This is a genomic window from Amycolatopsis nivea (assembly GCF_004522235.1).
Lineage (GTDB): Bacteria > Actinomycetota > Actinomycetes > Mycobacteriales > Pseudonocardiaceae > Amycolatopsis > Amycolatopsis nivea.
Map to the genome: position 1 here is coordinate 1 of NZ_SDLT01000049.1, position 16,561 is coordinate 16,561.

At 70.9% G+C, this 16,561-nt stretch carries 15 protein-coding genes; 8 read left to right on the forward strand and 7 right to left on the reverse strand.

Translation table 11 applies throughout. The features are described from left to right. Positions 1-315: 315 nt before the first annotated feature. Together fabI and fabG are read right to left on the reverse strand one after the other, a co-directional pair. On the reverse strand, positions 316-1,083 hold the full coding sequence (gene fabI / locus EIZ44_RS38520; protein ID WP_037806844.1) for an enoyl-ACP reductase FabI: 768 nt from the start codon (positions 1,081-1,083) through the stop codon (positions 316-318). A gap of 39 nt (positions 1,084-1,122) precedes the next feature. Next, positions 1,123-1,827 carry a beta-ketoacyl-ACP reductase gene (gene fabG / locus EIZ44_RS38525; protein ID WP_043826988.1) on the reverse strand — a complete coding sequence of 235 codons (705 nt, stop codon included), beginning with the start codon at positions 1,825-1,827 and terminating at the stop codon, positions 1,123-1,125. Between the two features lie 167 nt (positions 1,828-1,994). Here fabG and EIZ44_RS38530 point away from each other — a divergent pair, with 167 nt between their 5' ends. Genes EIZ44_RS38530 through EIZ44_RS38555 form a run of 6 tightly spaced genes read left to right on the forward strand, consistent with a single transcriptional unit; the run spans position 1,995 to position 7,239 of the window. Continuing rightward, positions 1,995-3,317 (forward strand): MFS transporter, encoded by a 1,323-nt coding sequence (locus tag EIZ44_RS38530; RefSeq protein WP_134733969.1) that lies wholly within the window; start codon positions 1,995-1,997, stop codon positions 3,315-3,317. A gap of 14 nt (positions 3,318-3,331) precedes the next feature. Further along, entirely contained in the window at positions 3,332-3,997 is a 666-nt protein-coding gene (locus tag EIZ44_RS38535; RefSeq protein ID WP_037806515.1) for a response regulator transcription factor, read from the forward strand. A gap of 3 nt (positions 3,998-4,000) precedes the next feature. Next, positions 4,001-5,389 (forward strand): sensor histidine kinase, encoded by a 1,389-nt coding sequence (locus tag EIZ44_RS38540; protein WP_037806517.1) that lies wholly within the window; start codon positions 4,001-4,003, stop codon positions 5,387-5,389. Then, positions 5,386-6,327, forward strand: a complete 942-nt coding sequence (locus tag EIZ44_RS38545; protein WP_037806519.1) for a TAXI family TRAP transporter solute-binding subunit — start codon at positions 5,386-5,388, stop codon at positions 6,325-6,327. The genes EIZ44_RS38540 and EIZ44_RS38545 overlap by 4 nt, the downstream gene beginning before the upstream one ends. 16 nt (positions 6,328-6,343) lie before the next feature. Next, a complete protein-coding gene (locus EIZ44_RS38550) occupies positions 6,344-6,769 on the forward strand; it encodes an acyl-CoA thioesterase (protein ID WP_134668433.1) in 426 nt (141 codons plus the stop codon). A gap of 8 nt (positions 6,770-6,777) precedes the next feature. Then, positions 6,778-7,239: a tRNA (cytidine(34)-2'-O)-methyltransferase gene (locus EIZ44_RS38555; protein ID WP_037806523.1), complete on the forward strand. Its 462-nt coding sequence runs from the start codon at positions 6,778-6,780 to the stop codon at positions 7,237-7,239. Positions 7,240-7,330: 91 nt separating this feature from the next. Here EIZ44_RS38555 and EIZ44_RS38560 read toward each other — a convergent pair whose 3' ends face one another. From EIZ44_RS38560 to mobA, 4 genes are all read right to left on the reverse strand, one after another. Further along, a complete protein-coding gene (locus tag EIZ44_RS38560; RefSeq protein ID WP_009078098.1) occupies positions 7,331-8,311 on the reverse strand; it encodes a VWA domain-containing protein in 981 nt (326 codons plus the stop codon). A 37-nt stretch (positions 8,312-8,348) separates the two neighbouring features. Continuing rightward, positions 8,349-9,230, reverse strand: a complete 882-nt coding sequence (locus EIZ44_RS38565) for a DUF58 domain-containing protein (protein WP_235146550.1) — start codon at positions 9,228-9,230, stop codon at positions 8,349-8,351. A 76-nt stretch (positions 9,231-9,306) separates the two neighbouring features. Continuing rightward, positions 9,307-10,371: an AAA family ATPase gene (locus EIZ44_RS38570; RefSeq protein WP_037806526.1), complete on the reverse strand. Its 1,065-nt coding sequence runs from the start codon at positions 10,369-10,371 to the stop codon at positions 9,307-9,309. A gap of 112 nt (positions 10,372-10,483) precedes the next feature. Beyond that, positions 10,484-11,038, reverse strand: a complete 555-nt coding sequence (gene mobA / locus EIZ44_RS38575) for a molybdenum cofactor guanylyltransferase (protein WP_134733970.1) — start codon at positions 11,036-11,038, stop codon at positions 10,484-10,486. A 66-nt stretch (positions 11,039-11,104) separates the two neighbouring features. Here mobA and EIZ44_RS38580 point away from each other — a divergent pair, with 66 nt between their 5' ends. Then, complete coding sequence (locus EIZ44_RS38580) at positions 11,105-11,899, forward strand: GNAT family N-acetyltransferase (protein ID WP_134733971.1); 795 nt, start codon at positions 11,105-11,107, stop codon at positions 11,897-11,899. On the opposite strand, the gene EIZ44_RS38585 is transcribed toward EIZ44_RS38580, so the two are convergent. Next, positions 11,889-13,268 (reverse strand): NlpC/P60 family protein, encoded by a 1,380-nt coding sequence (locus EIZ44_RS38585; protein WP_051728557.1) that lies wholly within the window; start codon positions 13,266-13,268, stop codon positions 11,889-11,891. The genes EIZ44_RS38580 and EIZ44_RS38585 overlap by 11 nt on opposite strands. Before the next feature lie 344 nt (positions 13,269-13,612). Here EIZ44_RS38585 and acnA point away from each other — a divergent pair, with 344 nt between their 5' ends. After that, positions 13,613-16,438 (forward strand): aconitate hydratase AcnA, encoded by a 2,826-nt coding sequence (acnA, locus tag EIZ44_RS38590; RefSeq protein ID WP_240014254.1) that lies wholly within the window; start codon positions 13,613-13,615, stop codon positions 16,436-16,438. Positions 16,439-16,561 lie beyond the last annotated feature (123 nt).

Below are 16,561 nucleotides of genomic sequence, written 5' to 3' on the forward strand. Positions count from 1 at the left end.
ATCCTGCTAACTCGGTGTCCACGACCCGGGGTGAACCTCAGCAGGCGGCACCTCAACCCTCGTAGGCGCAAGCACGACTTCGGCATTCAACGTAGGAAACACCGTCGGCCCGTGGCTCGGCGGCACCACGATCAGCGCGGGAATGGGATTCTCCAGCGTCGCCTGGGTAAGCGTCGCACTCGGCGCACTAGCCGTAGCCGCCCTCACCGCGGCCCTGCGCTTCCACCAACGCGACACCGCACCGGAACTGGTGGCCGCCTAAAAAGCGAATGGCCCCGCGGGAACACTCCCGCGGGGCCATTCGCAGCACCAAACTCAGATCCCGAGCGCGTGCACTCCACCGTCGACCATGATCATCGAACCGGTGGTCGCAGGCATCCAGTCGGACAGCGCGACGCACACCGTCTTGGCGGTCGGCTCCGGGTCCGCGGAGTCCCAGCCAAGCGGGGCGCGGCCGTCCCAGCCGCCTTCGAGTTCGCCGAAGCCGGGGATGGACTTCGCGGCCATGGTCTTCATCGGGCCGGCGCTGACCAGGTTGACCCGGATGCCCTGCGGGCCGAGTTCCTTGGCCAGGTAGCGGTTCACCGACTCCAGCGCGGCCTTCGCGACGCCCATCCAGTTGTACACCGGCCAGGCGACGCGCGCGTCGAAGTCCATGCCGACGATCGAGGCGCCGCGGCCGAGCAGCGGCAGCGTCGCGACCGCGAGCGACTTGAACGAGAACGCCGAGACGTCGACCGCGACCTTCACGTCGTCGCTGGGGGCGTCCAGGAACGGCGCGCCGAGGCAGCTCTGCGGCGCGAAGCCGATCGAGTGCAGCACGCCGTCGAGGCCGTCGACGTGCTCGCGGACGCGGTCGGCGAGCGAGTCGAGGTGCTCCTGGTTCGTGACGTCCAGTTCCAGCACCGGGGCGGGCTCCGGCAGCCGCTTGGCGATGCGCTCCACCAGCGACAGCCGTCCGAAGCCGGTGAGCACGACCTTCGCGCCCTCCTGCTGGGCGATGCGGGCCGCGTGGAACGCCAGCGAGGCGTCGGTGATGACGCCGGTGATCAGCAGCCGCTTGCCTTCGAGCAATCCGGGCAACACGTCCTCCAGGTCGTGGGGTGTTCTTCTCGGGAAAAGTCAGTGGCCGAGGCCGAGGCCGCCGTCGACGGGCAGCACCGCGCCGTTGACGTAGCCCGCCTCGTCCGAGGACAGGTACCGCACCGCGGCGGCGATCTCGGCCGGTTCGGCGTAGCGGCCGGACGGGACGTTGGCGAGGATCTCCTTGCGCCGGTCCTCGCTCAGCGCGTCGGTCATGTCGGTGTGCACGAAACCGGGCGCGACCACGTTCGCGGTGATGTTGCGCGAGCCCAGCTCCCGCGCGAGCGAACGCGCGAAGCCGACCAGGCCCGCCTTCGAGGCCGCGTAGTTCGCCTGCCCGGCCGAGCCGGAAAGGCCCACCACGGACGAGATGAACACGAACCGGCCCCAGCGGGCGCGCAGCATTCCGCGCGAGGCCCGCTTGGCGACGCGGAACGCGCCGGTGAGGTTCGCGTTCAGCACGCGCTCGAACTGCTCCTCCGACATCCGCATGAGCAGGGTGTCGTCGGTGAGCCCGGCGTTGGACACCAGGACCTCGACCGGCCCCTGGTGCTCCTCCACGAGCTTGAACGCCGCGTCCACCTGCTCGGCGTCGGTGACGTCGGCCTGCACGCCGAACAGCCCCTCCGGCGCGCCGGACCCGCGGTGCGTGACCGCGACCCGGTGGCCCTGCTCCGCGAGGTCGCGGGCGATCGCCAGCCCGATGCCCCGGTTGCCGCCGGTGACCAAGACCGACCGTCCCACTGCGTTCTCCTCGTCGTCTTCGCGATTGCGCCCGCCTGAGGCTATCGGCTGCGCTGACCGGCGGCGCACCCGGCACTCCCGTCCTAAGCGACGGTAAGGAACCGCGTCTCGACCTTGATGGTTACTGCCCGGTTGGTCACCGTGAGTCGCGACACAGGAGGTCAAGGATGACTACCCGGATCCAGGACGCCGGCTCGGCGCGGGACGAGCGGCGCGTGGTCGGCAACGTGCTGCGCGGCTCGATCGGAAACCTCGTCGAGTGGTACGACTGGTACGCCTATTCGGCGTTCACCGTCTACTTCGCGAAGGCGTTCTTCCCCGGCGGCGATGCCACGGCGCAGTTCCTCAACACCGCGGCGGTGTTCGCCGTCGGATTCCTCATGCGGCCGCTCGGCGGCTGGCTGCTCGGCCGGTTCGCCGACCGCTACGGACGGCGTTCCGCGCTCGTGCTCTCGGTTTCGATGATGGCGTGCGGCTCGCTGCTCATCGCGCTGACGCCGGGCTACGCGACGATCGGCATCGCGGCACCGATCCTGCTGGTGTTTTCCCGTCTGCTGCAAGGGCTTTCGGTCGGCGGCGAGTACTCCACCTCGGCGACGTACCTGTCCGAGGTGGCCACGCCAGGCAAGCGCGGGTTCTACTCCAGCTTCCAGTACGTGACGCTCGTCGGCGGGCAGCTGCTCGCGCTGGGGCTGCAGCTGATCCTGCAGAGCGTGCTCACCGACAAGCAGATGGGCGACTGGGGCTGGCGGATCGCGTTCGTCGTCGGCGCGCTCGCGGCGGTGATCGTGATGGCGCTGCGGCGGTCGATGGACGAGTCGGAGAGCTACCAGCGGGCCACCGAGGGGGCGGAAGCCGGCAAGGGCGAGCGCGGCACGCTGCGCCAGCTCGTGAAGTACCCGCGGGAGATCCTGCTCGTCGTCGGCCTGACGCTCGGCGGCACGGTCGCGTTCTACACCTACGCCACCTACACGCAGAAGTTCCTGGAGAACACCGCGCACATCCCGCGCCGCACGGTCACCGTGATCATGTTCGTCGCGCTGCTGATCTTCGCGATCCTGCAGCCGCTGGCCGGACGGCTGTCGGACCGGATCGGCCGGCGGAAGCTGCTGATGTTCTTCGGCATCGCGGGCACCCTGCTGACCGTGCCGATCATGACCCTGATGGCGCGCACCAGCCAGCCGTTCCTCGCGTTCCTGCTGCTGCTCGGCGCGCTGGTGATCGTGACCGGCTACACCTCGATCAACGCGATCGTGAAGGCCGAGCTGTTCCCGACGCGGATCCGCGCGATCGGCGTCGGCCTGCCCTACGCGCTCACCGTCGCGATCTTCGGCGGGACCGCCGAGCTGATCGCGCAGGCGCTGAAGAAGGCGGGTCACGAATCGCTCTTCTTCTGGTACGTCGCGGGTTGCGTCCTCGTGTCGCTCGTCGTGTACGCGACAATGCGGGAAACTTCGCGTTCGTCCGCCCTCGAACGCGGCGAGGACTGATCGGGAGGACGGCCGTGCGCGTGCTGCTCGTGGAGGACGACACCGGGGTCGCCCGGGCACTCGCCGAAACGCTGCAGGCGCACGGCCACTCGGTCACCGCGGTCGGCCGCGGCTCGGACGCGCTCACCCGGCACCGGGACGCGGACCTGCTGCTTCTCGACCTCGGCCTGCCGGATCTCGACGGGCTGGACGTGCTCCGCAAGATCCGGCAGGTCTCTCCGGTGCCGGTGATCGTGCTGACCGCGCGCGACGACGAGCGTTCGGTCGTCCGGGCGCTGCGTTTCGGCGCGGACGACTACCTGGCGAAACCGGTGCGGATGGCGGAGTTGCTGGCCAGGATGGACGCGGTGGCGCGGCGGGCGGGCAGCTCCTCCCCCGCGCCGAAGGACCCGGTGGTGCAGATCGAGGACGTCGAGATCGATCTGGGCGCGCGCCGGGTCGTGGTCGGCGGCCGCGACATCGGGCTGACCACGAAGGAATTCGCGGTGCTGGCGGTGCTCGCCGCGCGGCCCGGCACCGCGGTGAGCCGCCAGCAGCTGATGGACGAGGTGTGGGGCGACGCGTACCTCGCCGTTTCCCGCTCGCTCGACGTCCACATGACGCAGCTGCGCGCGAAACTCGACCGGCCCGGCCTGCTCACCACGATCCGCGGCTTCGGCTACCGGCTCGGCCGGAGCTGATCGGTGCGCACTCGCCTGCTGGCTGTCCTCGTCACGCTCGCGCTCGCCGTCGTGGCGGCGTTCGCGGTTCCGCTGCTGTCCGCGACCGCCGATCAGCGGACCCAGCAGCTGGTGATTTCGCGCAGCAGCGACGTCGACCGCTTCGTGGTGCTCGCGCAACAGGCGGTCGATTCCGGCGACGCGACCGCGTTGAACGCCGACGCGCGGCAGTATTCGTCGTTATACAGCGAAGGCGTGCTGATCGTCGACGCGCAGCGGCAGCCGCTGGTCGAAACCGGCGGTCTGACCAGCAGCGATCCGGACGCGCGGACCGTCATCGAGGCGACGCTCCGCAACGAGCCGGAAGCGCCGGTCGAGCGGATCCAGCCGTGGTCGGACACGCCGGTGCTGTTCGCGCGCCCCGTCGGCACCGGGACGCGGGTGTCCGGCGTGGTGCTGCTGCGTGCTTCGGTGACCGCCGCGGCGCAGGACGTCGCGGCGGCGTGGAGCGCGATCGCGGCCGGGGCGATGGTGGTCGCGGCGCTGTTCGTGCTGCTCGCGGTCCTGCTGTCGCGATGGATGGTGCGACCGCTGGTGGAGCTGGAAACCGGCGTGCTGGCGGTAGCGGGCGGACGCCGCGCGCAGGTGCCGGAACGGTCCGGGCCGCGCGAACTGCGGTCGCTCGCGGCATCGGTGAACCGGATGTCCGACGCGGTGGTCGAGTCCGCGAACCAGCAGCAGCGGCTCGTCGCGGACACCTCGCACCAGCTGCGGAATCCGATGGCCGCGCTCCGGCTCCGGCTCGACCTGCTCGGCACCGAGGTCGAAAACCGCCCGGCTTACGAGGCGACGGTGGCGGAAGTCGAGCGCCTGGAACGAATTCTCGACGGTCTGCTCGCCCTGGCCACCGCGGAAAGCACCGCGACCCGCCTGGCCGCGCGCGCCGACGACGAGCCCGCGGACCTGGCCGCTGTCGTGGCGGAGCGGGTCGACGCATGGCGGTTGTCCGCCGACGAAGCCGGCGCGACCCTCGTGCCGTGCGAAGTGCATACTGAGCCGCTGCTGGTGCGTACGCCGGAAAGCGAACTGGCGCAGATTCTCGACGTCCTGCTGGACAACGCCGTCCACCACGCCGGTCAGGGAGCGACCATCACCGCCGCTTGGGAGTCCACTTCGGACAGTGTCACGCTGATCGTCTCCGACGACGGTCCGGGCCTTCCTCCGGAGGACCTCGCCCGGGCCACCGAACGGTTCTGGCGCGCGGGCGGCGACGGCGCGCCTCGCGGCACCGGCCTCGGTCTCGCCATCGCGCGGGAGCAAACCCGTGCCCGGGGCGGGGTTCTGGAGCTGCGCGCGGTCGAACCGCACGGCCTGCAAGTCCGGATCACGCTGCCCGCGGCGGTGACGCCGTGAAGGTCACCCGCCGCACCGCGCTCCTCGGCGGCCTCGCCCTGACGCTCGCCGCCTGCGACGACACCTACCGCGGCCCGGACCGGAAGATCACCATCGCGTCCGGCGAACCCGGCGGCTTCTACCTGGCCTTCGCGGAGGTCCTGGCCGCCGAACTGTCGCGCGCCGAACCGCGGCTGCACTGCAGCGCGCTGCCCACCGAGGCGAGCGTCGAGAACGTGCAACGCGTCCAGGACGGAACGGCCGACTTCGGGCTGGCGCTCGCCGACGTGGCGCAATCCGCGATCACCGGCGGCACGCCGTTCGGGAAACCCGTGCCGCTGCAAGCACTCGGCCGCGTCTACGAGAACTACCTCCAGCTGGTCGTCCGCGCCGAGGACCAGCTCACCGACCTGCGCTCGCTGGCCGGCCGCCCGATCTCGGTCGGCGCGAGCCGCTCCGGCGCCGCGCAACTGGGCGAACGGGTCTTCGCCGCGAGCAACATCCCGGTCCAAGCACAGCACCTGCCGCTGAACGACGCGGTCGCCGCCCTGCACGACCGCCGGATCGACGCGTTCCTCTGGTCCGGCGGCATCCCGACGCCCGCCCTCGCCGACCTCAACCGCACGACGCCGCTCTCGCTCATCCCGCTGACGTCGGTGCTCCCCCAGCTGCGCAAGGCCTACGGTCCGCTGTACGAACAGGTGCAGGTGCCCGCCGGGGCTTACCGCGGGGTCGGCGCGCTGGGCACGATCGGGGTGGCGAATCTGCTGGTCTGCTCGCCCAAGCTGCCGTTCGACGTGGCGGCGGCGGTGGTTCGGGTGCTCGCGGGGCGGGCTGCCGAGCTCGTGCCCGCACAGGCGGTCGGGACGCAGTTCCTGGACGTGCGGACGCTGATCGGCACCCAACCGGTCCCGCTGCATCGGGGGGCGGCCGACACCTACCGCGCCCTGCACGGCTGATCGCTAGATTGGTCGGGTGACCGAACGCCGCCCTCTCGTTGAAATGCCCCTGCGCGTGCGCTACCACGAATGCGACGCTCAGGGGATCGTCTTCAACGCGCATTACCTTGCCTACGCGGACATGGCGGCGTTCGAGGTGGAAAGAACCCTCTTCGGTTCGCACGACGCACTGCTCGCCACCGGCGTCGACCTGGTGGTCGCCGAGTCGAATCTGCGGTATTTCGCGCCGTGCCGTTTCGACGACGAGCTCGTGGTGTCGGTCTATCTGGTGCACCTGGGCACCACGTCGATGCGGTTCGAGCTGGACATCCGCCGCGGCGACACCGTGACCACCGAGCTCCGGCTGCGGTACGTGTTCGTCGACACCGAGAACTACCGCAAAGCGGAGCCGCCGCCGGAAGTGCGCGCGGCTTACGCGAAGTATCTACCCGAGGCGGCGTGAGGCATCCCGTGTTCCGAGTCTTGTTCTACTGCCCCGAAATCCCGCCCAACACCGGCAACGCGATCCGGCTGGCCGCGAACACCGGATGCGAGCTGCACCTGGTCGAACCGCTGGGGTTCACCTTGGAGGACAAGCAGCTCCGCCGCGCCGGGCTCGATTACCACGACCTCGCGCGGGTCCACGTGCACGCCGATCTGGCCGCGGCGTGGCAGGCGTTGCTGCCCGCGAAGGTGTACGCGTTCAGCGCCGGGGCGACCCGGCTCTACACGGAGGTTTCTTACGCCCCAGGGGATGTGCTGATGTTCGGGCCGGAGTCCGCCGGGCTGCCGGACGAGGTTCAGCGCGCCCCGGAGGTCACCGAACGGCTGCGGTTGCCGATGCTGCCCAACAACCGGTCGCTGAACCTGGCGAACACGACGGCGATCGCGGTGTACGAAGGCTGGCGGCAGAACGGTTTCGCGACGCCGTGAAGGCGGCTCGCCCCAGGAACCGCGCGGCGGCATGGTGTGGATCCGCGTGCCGCTTCCGGCCGGGACCGCTCCCCGCCGGAAGCGACCGGCGTCAAGGCAGTCTCTGGCCGAACACCAGCGCGGTCGCCGCCCCGGCCATGAGGATGATCGTCCCCAGCACCACCCACGGCTTGCTCGCGTCGGCGTTCTTCAGCTCGTACCCGATCTGCTCGCCCAGGTCGGCGTACACGCGTTTCAGCTCGTCCGCGCTCGCCGCCTTGTAGAACTCTCCTCCGGACAGCCGGGCGATCTCGCGCAGGGATTCGTCGTCCACGCGGACGTCCTGCTGCTTGCCCTCGATGTCGACCGACCCGTGCTCGGTGCCGAACGAGATCGACGAGATCGGCATCTGTGCCTGTTTCGCCGCCTGCGCCGCGGTGTACGCGCCGCGCGGGGCGTACAGGTCCTCCGGCACCGTCTGCTTGCCGTCGCTCATCAGGACGATCCGTGCGGGCGGCGGACCGTCCGCGCCGCCGACCACCGCGGAGAAGCTCTGGATCGACTGCATCGCCGCGTAGATGCCCTCGCCGGTGGCGGTGGACTGGGCGAGCTTCAGGTTGTCGATCGCCTTCGTCACGCCTGCCCGGTCCGTGGTCGGGTTGACCAGCACGGTCGCGGTTCCGGCGAACGAGATCAGGCCCAGGTTGACGCCCGGGGTCATGTTCTGCGCGAACTGCTTCGCCGCGTCCTGCGCCGCCTTGAGCCGCGTCGGGGCGACGTCGGTGGCTTCCATCGACAGCGACACGTCGATCACCAGCATGACCGTCGCCCGGTTGCGCGGCACCTTCTGCTCCGCCGTCGGACCGGCCAGCGAGACCGTCAGGAACAGCAGCGACAGCACGATCAGCACCGCGGGCACGTGCCGGATCCAGCCCTGCGCCTTGGGCGCGACCTTCTCCAGCAGCTCCAGATTCGCGAACCGCATCACCCGGCGGCGCCGCTGCCGCTGCGACAGCACGTACGCGGCCGCCACCGCGGCCACTGCGATCAGCAGCAGGAACCACCACGGCGAACTGAATCCGGCGAGGCTCATGCCGTCGCCTCCTTACCGGTTGCCGCGTGCATCGTGGTCATGCGACGCCTCCCGACCAGCGGCGCTTGCGGGCGACCACGAACCGCACCATGTCCGCGATCCAGTCGGAATCGGTGCGCAGCACCAGATGCGCGGCCCCGGCCCGGCGCAGACCGGCCGCGACCGCCTGCCGGTGCGCGTTCGCCGCCGCGCCGAACTCCTTGCGCAGCAACGCCGAAGCGTGCACCTCGCGCTGCCGGCCGGTCTCCGGGTCGGCCAGCACGACGGTGCCGACGTCCGGCAGGTCCACGTCGCGCGGGTCGACGATCTCGATCGCGATCAGCTCGTGCCTTCCGCCGAGCGCGCGCAACGGGCGCTCCCAGTCCATCGGGCCGAGGAAGTCGGAGATCACCACCGCCAGTCCGCGCCGCCGCGGCGGACGGCGCAGCTTTTCCAGCGCCTCGGCGAGGTCGCCGCGGACGCCTTCGGCGGCACGGGGCGTCTCGGCGAGCCGCCGGACCAGGCCGCGGGCGTGCGGAAGCCCGCCGCGCGCCGGGAGCCGGGTGATGCCTTCGCCGTTGGACACGAGCGCGCCGATCCGGTTTCCGCCGCCGCCGGTCAGATGCGCGACAGCGGCGGTCGCGCAGACGACCAGATCGCGCTTCTCGCACAGCGCGGTGCCGAAGTCGAGGCTCGCCGACATGTCCGCGACGACCCACGTCTCCAGCTCGCGGTCCGCGACCGTCTCGCGGATGTGCGGCGTCGTCGTGCGCGCGGTGACCGCCCAGTCCATCCGGCGCACGTCGTCGCCGGGCTGGTACGGCCGCGCCTCGCCGGGCTCGGAACCCGGCCCCGGGACGAGCCCGAGGTGGTTGCCCTGGAGCAGCCCGTCGAGGCGGCGGCGCACTTCGAGTTCGAGCGTGCGCAGTCCCGCTTCCATCCGGTCGCCGCGCAGGATCGGCGGGGCCCAGCCGGGCCGTCCGCCCGGTTCTTTCGAGGAGGTGCCAGCCACGCCGCTACCTGACGGGCGCGCCCGCCGGCACGGGGCCGGCGCCGCCCTGCGGCCGGGCCGAAACCTGCGGCAGCGGCACGGTCTGCAGCACGCGGGTGACGATGTGGTCCACCGGGACGCCGTCGGCCAGCGCGTCGTAGGACAGCACGAGGCGGTGCCGCAGCACGTCCGGCACGACGTCGACGACGTCCTGCGGGAGCACGTAGTCGCGGCCGCGCACGAGCGCCAGCGCCCGCGCCGCGGCGATGATGCCGAGGCTCGCGCGCGGCGAGGCGCCGTACGACACCCAGCCCGCGACGTCGGACAGCCCGTGGTCGTTCGGGGTGCGCGTGGTGAGCACCAGCCGCACGACGTAGTCGACCAGCGCGTGGTGCACGAACACCTGCGACGCGACGCCCTGCAGCCGCACCAGCTCCGCCGGGCTCAGCACCTCGTGCGGCTCCGGCGGCGTGACGCCCATCCGGTAGATGATCTCGCGCTCCTCCTCGGCGGAGGGGTACTCGACCAGGATTTTGAACAGGAACCGGTCGCGCTGGGCTTCCGGCAGCGGGTAGACGCCCTCGTTCTCGATCGGGTTCTGCGTGGCCAGCACGAGGAACGGGTCGGGCATCGGGAAGGTCTTGCCGCCGATCGACACGTGCCGCTCGGCCATCACCTCGAGCATCGCCGACTGCACCTTCGCCGGGGCGCGGTTGATCTCGTCGGCGAGCACGAAGTTCGCGACGACCGGGCCCAGTTCGACGTCGAAGCGCTCGGCGCCCTGGCGGTAGATGCGCGTGCCGAGGATGTCGGCGGGCACCAGGTCGGGGGTGAACTGCACGCGGGAGAACGACCCGCCCACCACGCGCGCGAACGTCTCGACCGCGAGCGTCTTCGCGACCCCGGGCACGCCTTCGAGCAGCAGGTGCCCCTTCGCCAGCAGCCCGACGAGCATGCGCTCCACCAGCCGGTCCTGTCCGACGATGACGCGCTTCACCTCGAACACGGTGCGTTCCAGCAGCTGGGCGTCCCGCGCCGGGGTGCCGGGCTGCTGCCCGTTCGCTCCCTCGGCGAAGCCGGGCTCGGTCACTCTTCCTCCAGGGGTTTCCGCGTCTGCGTGCTCGCCCGCGACCCTACTGGGTCGAGAACTTCCCGCGACGGTAGCCAATCGCATCGCCGGTGTGACAGCTGTGAAGCCCCTGTCAGCGGTGCTTTTCCAGGTCCTCCGGCGTGTCGATGTCGTCGCTCTCGCCGGGCTCCGCGGGGACCTCGGCGATCCGCAATCCGCCGAGCGTCCGGCGCAGCGACGCGTTTTCCGGACGCTCCGGCATCGCCTCGCGCAGAGCCGCCGTGTGCCAGGCGCTCACCAGCCACTGTCGCTCCCCCGCCGCGTCGACCAGCACCGCGCCGTCCGCGCTGACCACAGTGGACCGCAGTCGGTCCACTGTGGAGCGCCGGATGCCGGGGAGATCAGCGGCAAGCAGCACGACAATGTCCGCATCGACCGCCTCAAGCCCAGCGGCCAGCGCCGCCACCGGCCCCGCGCCGGCAACGGCCTCGCAGGTCCAGACGACGGTGTCGTATCCCGGCCGCTGCGGACCGCACACGACGACCGGATCCGCTCCGGACAGCGCCTCGACCGCCCGGCCCAGCAAGGAGATCCCGCCGACCCGCAGCTCCGGCTTGTCCACTCCGGACAGGCGCCGCGCGGACCCGCCGGCCAGCACGATCCCGGCGAACCGGGGGCTCTCAGTCATGCACCCAGCGTGCCCGCCCCGGAAACCCGCGCGCGCTGCGGGGTCGTCCGGGTTAAATTCCCGGGCGTGCCCGACGCCGCGCGGCTGCTCGCCGCTTACGACCGCGAAGTCCGCCAAGCCGAACTGACCCAGGCCGAACCCGGACAGCAGCTGACCGCCGACGGCCCGCTCGCCCGCCTCACCGGCGGCCGCCGCGGATTTGTCTCCGGACCACCCGACCTCGGCGTGACCGGCGGCGCGCTCGACGACCTGATCGCCCGCCAGCGCGCGTTCTTCGCCGCTCGCGGCGAGGAGTTCGAGTGGAAGACCCGCAGCCACGACCGTCCCGCGGAGCTGCCGGAGCGGTTGCTCGCGGCCGGATTCGTCCCGGAGGAAACCGAAACCGTCCTGATCGCGCCGCTGGACGCGGTCGCCGCCTCCGCTCCGCCGTCCACCGACGTGGTCGTGCGCGAAGCCGACAGCAGCGACGACCTGCTGCGCATCGCGACGTTGTCGGCCTCGGTGTTCGGTCACGACGAAGCCGCGGTCGCTGCGGATCTGCTCGCCCGGGCCCGCGCTGACGCCGGGACCACCACGCATGTCGTGGCTGAAGCGGACGGCAGGTTCGTCGCCGCGTCTCGGCTGGAACTGGTGCCCGGCACCGGATTCGCCGGACTCTGGGGCGGCGCGACGCTCCCGGAATGGCGCGGCCGAGGCCTCTACCGCGCGCTCGTCGCGCACCGGGTCGGCGCGGCCCGGGCTCGCGGCGTCGCCTACCTCCAGGTCGACGCGCTGCCCACGAGCCGTCCGATCCTCGAACGGCTCGGCTTCACCGCGGTGACCGAGACGACGCCCTACGTGTGGAGCCCGCTCAGCCGATGAGGCGCGTCGCGTACGGCATGATCCCGCCGTAGCGGACCGACGTCACGCGGACGTACGAACCCGACTGCGGGGCCTCGACCATCTGCCCGTTGCCCAGGTACAGCGCGACGTGGTGGATGCCGCCCGAGCCGCCCCAGAAGAGCATGTCGCCGCGGCGCATCTGCGACAGCGGGACCCGGCGGCCGGAGGTGTACTGGTAGCCGCTGAAGTGCGGCAGGCCCTGCACGCCGGCGAAAGCGTAGATCATCAGGCCGGAGCAGTCGAAGCCGATCTTGCGGTAGTCGCCGTACCGGTCGGCCACGCCGCCGTCGCGGATGCCGCGGGTCGGGCCGCTGCCGTTGCCGCCGCCCCACGCGTACGGCATGCCCACCTTGGACAGCGCCCGCGCGATCACGGCCTCGATCGAGCTGCCCGCCGCCGGGGACGGCCGGCCGCGGCTTCCGCCGCCGTTGTCGCCTCCGTCGTCGTTGTTCGCCGCGGCTGCCCGCAGGGCCGCCTGCCGGGCGCGCTCCTCGTCCTCGCGCTGCTTCTGCGCGAGCCAGTCCTGGTAGCGCTGGCGCTGCCCCTGCAGCCCGTTGACCTTCGCCTGCGCGGCGTACAGCTGCTGCTCGACGGCGTTCTTGTTGGCTTCCAGCTGCGTGTTCTGCGCGGCCTGGGCCTGCTGCGCGGACACGGCGGCGGACTGCGCGGCGTCCGCGGTGCCCTTCGCCCGCGTGGCCGCGTCCTGCTTCTGCTGCGCCAGCTCCAGCGCCTTGCGCGCGGCGGAGTCCTTGTTGGCCTTCTCCGTCTGCGCCTGCTGGAGCCGGTCCATCGCGTTGAGCCGCGAGCCGCCGATGGAGTTGAGCAGCTGGGCGCGGGCGAGCAGGTCCTTCGGGCTGTCCGAGGTCAGGTACGCCGAGATCGACCCGATCGTGCTGCCCTGCTCGAAGCTCGCGGCGGCGAACTTCTTCGCGTCCGCGCGGGCCTTCTCGATGGCGCCGACCGCCGCGTCCGCCTCCTGGCGCGCCGACTTCGCGTCGTTCTGCGCCTGGGTCGCCTCGTCCTGCGCGGTCTGCAGGTCGACCAGGGCCTTCATGGCCTGTTCCTGCTTCAGCTCGACGTTGTCCTGCAGCGCGCTGAGCTTCTGCTCGGCCTGCGCGAGCTGGTTGGTGAGCCTGCCGACCTCGCCGGCCTTCGCGTTCGCGTCGCCCTTGGCGGAGTCGATCGAGGAGTCGCTCGGATTCGGCGGCGGCGGGGGCACCGCGAGCCCGGTGCTCGTCGCGCCGAGCAGGGCCGCCAGGGTGACCGTCGCGATCGCCAGCCCGCGCCGGGCCCCGGCTCCGCGCACCAGCGCGCCCGCCGTCCCGGACTGTCCACGCCGGACCCTCACGCCCGCCACCTCCGCTCGCCCGCTGCCGTCCCGCGGGCACACCGCGTACCTCTGCAGTCACACCACTATCACAAGCCTCAGGAAGAACTTACACACCGCGGAGATCATTTCCCCTGTTCGGGGGACCTGGCGGGACCGCGTGTCCGGATGGCGCACGTCACTCCGCGTGTCGTCTTGAACGAAATACAGGACACGCGTACTGTTTGGGTCGAGAAGACGAGGTGTGCCCTCCCGGTTCCGGTTCTACGGTGGGGGTGCGCAAGACTCGCGCGGGTCGATCCCGACGACCCGGAGACCGACACCGAACTGACCCGGGAGGACACGCCGGCGGCGGCGTGGAATCCATGCCACTGGAGTTAGACGTGACTGCACCTAGCAAGGACAGCTTCGGCGCCAAGGACACCTTGCAGGTGGAAGAGAACTCGTACGAGATCTTCCGCCTGGACAAGGTCGAAGGCGCCGCCCGGCTGCCCTACAGCCTGAAGATCCTCCTCGAGAACCTGCTGCGCACCGAGGACGGCGCGAACATCACCGCCGACCACATCCGCGCGCTCGGCGGATGGGATCCGAACGCGGACCCGTCGATCGAGATCCAGTTCACGCCCGCCCGGGTGATCATGCAGGACTTCACCGGCGTGCCCTGCGTGGTCGACCTGGCCACCATGCGCGAGGCCGTGACCGCCCTCGGCGGCGACCCGGACAAGGTCAACCCGCTCGCGCCCGCCGAGATGGTCATCGACCACTCGGTGATCATCGACGTGTTCGGCCGCGCGGACGCCTTCGAGCGCAACGTGGAGATCGAGTACGAGCGCAACCGCGAGCGCTACCAGTTCCTGCGCTGGGGCCAGGGCGCCTTCGACGAGTTCAAGGTCGTCCCGCCGGGCACCGGCATCGTGCACCAGGTCAACATCGAGCACCTGGCGCGCACGGTCATGGCCCGCAACGGGCAGGCCTACCCCGACTCCTGCGTCGGCACCGACTCGCACACCACCATGGTCAACGGCCTCGGCGTGCTGGGCTGGGGCGTCGGCGGCATCGAGGCCGAGGCGGCCATGCTGGGCCAGCCGGTCTCCATGCTGATCCCGCGCGTCGTCGGCTTCAAGCTGACCGGCGAGATCCCGGCCGGCGTGACCGCGACCGACGTCGTGCTCACGATCACCGAGATGCTGCGCCGCCACGGCGTGGTCGGCAAGTTCGTCGAGTTCTACGGCGAGAGCGTCGCCCAGGTGCCGCTGGCCAACCGCGCCACCATCGGCAACATGAGCCCGGAGTTCGGCTCCACCGCGGCGATCTTCCCGATCGACGAGGAGACCGTCCGCTATCTCAAGCTCACCGGCCGTTCGGCCGAGCAGGTCGCGCTGGTCGAGGCGTACGCCAAGGAGCAGGGCCTCTGGCACGACCCGTCGCACGAGGCGCAGTACTCCGAGTACCTCGAGCTGGACCTGTCGACGGTCGTCCCGTCGATCGCCGGCCCGAAGCGCCCGCAGGACCGCATCGAGCTGACCGACGCGAAGTCCTCGTTCCGCAAGTCGGTGCACGACTACGCCGAGGACGAGCAGCCGACCCCGCACACCAACGTCGACGAGACCGTCGAGGAGACCTTCCCGGCCTCCGACCCGGCCGCGCTGTCGTTCCAGGACGAGACCGCGGTGCCGGTGCAGTCCGCGGCGAACGGGGCCACCGGGCGCCCGACCAAGCCGGTCAAGGTGTCCACCGCCGACCGCGGCGAGTTCGTGCTCGACCACGGCGCCGTGGTGATCGCCTCGATCACCTCGTGCACCAACACCTCGAACCCGTCGGTCATGCTGGGCGCGGCGCTGCTCGCGCGCAACGCGGTCGACAAGGGCCTGTCGGTCAAGCCGTGGGTCAAGACGTCGATGGCGCCGGGTTCGCAGGTCGTCACCGACTACTACGACAAGGCCGGCCTCTGGCCGTACCTGGAGAAGCTGGGCTACCACCTGGTCGGCTACGGCTGCACCACGTGCATCGGCAACTCGGGCCCGCTGTCGGACGAGATCTCCGCCGCGATCCAGGAGAACGACCTCACCGCGGTCTCGGTGCTCTCGGGCAACCGGAACTTCGAGGGCCGGATCAACCCGGACGTCAAGATGAACTACCTGGCGTCCCCGCCGCTGGTCATCGCGTACGCGCTGGCCGGGACGATGGACTTCGACTTCGCGACCCAGCCGCTCGGCCAGGACAGCGACGGCAACGACGTGTTCCTGAAGGACATCTGGCCGTCGCCGCAGGAGATCCAGGAGACCATCGACTCCGCGATCACCCAGGAGATGTTCAAGAAGGACTACGCCGACGTGTTCGACGGCGGCGAGCGCTGGAAGTCGCTGCCGACGCCGACCGGCAAGACCTTCGAGTGGGAGGCCGAGTCCACCTACGTCCGGAAGCCCCCGTACTTCGACGGCATGACCGCCGAACCGGCCCCGGTGCAGGACATCTCCGGCGCCCGGGTGCTGGCGAAGCTGGGCGATTCGGTCACCACCGACCACATCTCCCCCGCCGGCGCGATCAAGCCCGGCACGCCGGCCGCGCAGTACCTGGTCGAGCACGGCATCGAGCGCAAGGACTTCAACTCCTACGGCTCGCGCCGCGGCAACCACGAGGTCATGATCCGCGGCACGTTCGCGAACATCCGGCTGCGCAACCAGCTGCTGGACGACGTGCAGGGCGGCTACACCCGCGACTTCACCGTCGAGGGAGCCCCGCAGGCGTTCATCTACGACGCGGCCCAGAACTACGCGGCGGCAGGCACCCCGCTGGTCGTCCTGGGCGGCAAGGAGTACGGCTCCGGTTCGTCCCGCGACTGGGCGGCCAAGGGCACCAGCCTGCTGGGCGTGCGCGCGGTGATCACCGAGTCGTTCGAGCGCATCCACCGCTCCAACCTGATCGGCATGGGCGTCATCCCGCTGCAGTTCCCGGAGGGAGAATCGGCGTCGTCGCTGAAGCTCGACGGCACCGAGACGTTCGACATCGAGGGCATCACGAAGCTGAACGAGGGCGAAACGCCCCGAACGGTCCACGTGACGGCCACGAAGGAAGACGGCTCAAAGGTCGAGTTCGACGCGGTCGTCCGCATCGACACCCCCGGCGAAGCGGACTACTACCGCAACGGCGGCATCCTGCAGTACGTGCTGCGGAAGATGACCCAGTCCTGACGGTCTGACCTCCAAGTTGTTGGCCCGCTCCGATCTTTCGGAGCGGGCCACACTTGTCTCCGGCTTCGCCCGCTTCGCCGCCGTGCGTGAGGGGAACCCCCGTTGACTCTGATTCCCCCAGGG

Bases quoted from the DNA above. Each gene is read 5' to 3' on its own strand.
- mobA (WP_134733970.1), bottom strand. From the start codon at position 11,038: ATGACTGAGAGCCCCCGGTTCGCCGGGATCGTGCTGGCCGGCGGGTCC.
- EIZ44_RS38530 (WP_134733969.1), top strand. From the start codon at position 1,995: ATGACTACCCGGATCCAGGACGCCGGCTCGGCGCGGGACGAGCGGCGC.
- EIZ44_RS38560 (WP_009078098.1), bottom strand. From the start codon at position 8,311: ATGAGCCTCGCCGGATTCAGTTCGCCGTGGTGGTTCCTGCTGCTGATC.
- EIZ44_RS38565 (WP_235146550.1), bottom strand. From the start codon at position 9,230: ATGGAAGCGGGACTGCGCACGCTCGAACTCGAAGTGCGCCGCCGCCTC.
- acnA (WP_240014254.1), top strand. From the start codon at position 13,613: ATGCCACTGGAGTTAGACGTGACTGCACCTAGCAAGGACAGCTTCGGC.